The following is a 348-nucleotide window of genomic DNA, read 5'->3' on the forward strand; positions in this document are numbered from 1 at the left end:
TGCTCTTTAACAATCTGGAAAGCTGATTTAAAAAGTAGTTCTCAAACATTTGTTACAAGTGCTTTGGAAACTTCTTGGCGAAAACCAAAATTTATTTTGGTCCTTGTTGTACTTCAACAAGCAAGCGTTGTTTCGACGACACTTCTTGGGGTTGTATGGTTAAGTGACTAAGCGTACATGGTGGATGCCTTGGCAGTCAGAGGCGATGAAGGACGTACTAACCTGCGATAAGCTGTGAGAAGTCGGTAAGAGACGCTATTACTCACAGATTTCCGAATGGGGAAACCCACCCAGCATAAGTTGGGTATCGTTAAGTGAATACATAGCTTAACGAGGCGAACCGGGAGA

The 348-nt window shown here is 43.1% G+C and carries 1 rRNA gene; it reads left to right on the top strand.

Annotation, left to right across the window (positions count from 1 at the left end):
- Positions 1-157 precede the first annotated feature (157 nt).
- Positions 158-348, top strand: a 23S ribosomal RNA gene (locus BN1135_RS16710); the annotation flags it as partial.

Origin of the sequence: Aeromonas sobria (assembly GCF_000820145.1) — a bacterium.
Taxonomy (GTDB): domain Bacteria; phylum Pseudomonadota; class Gammaproteobacteria; order Enterobacterales; family Aeromonadaceae; genus Aeromonas; species Aeromonas sobria.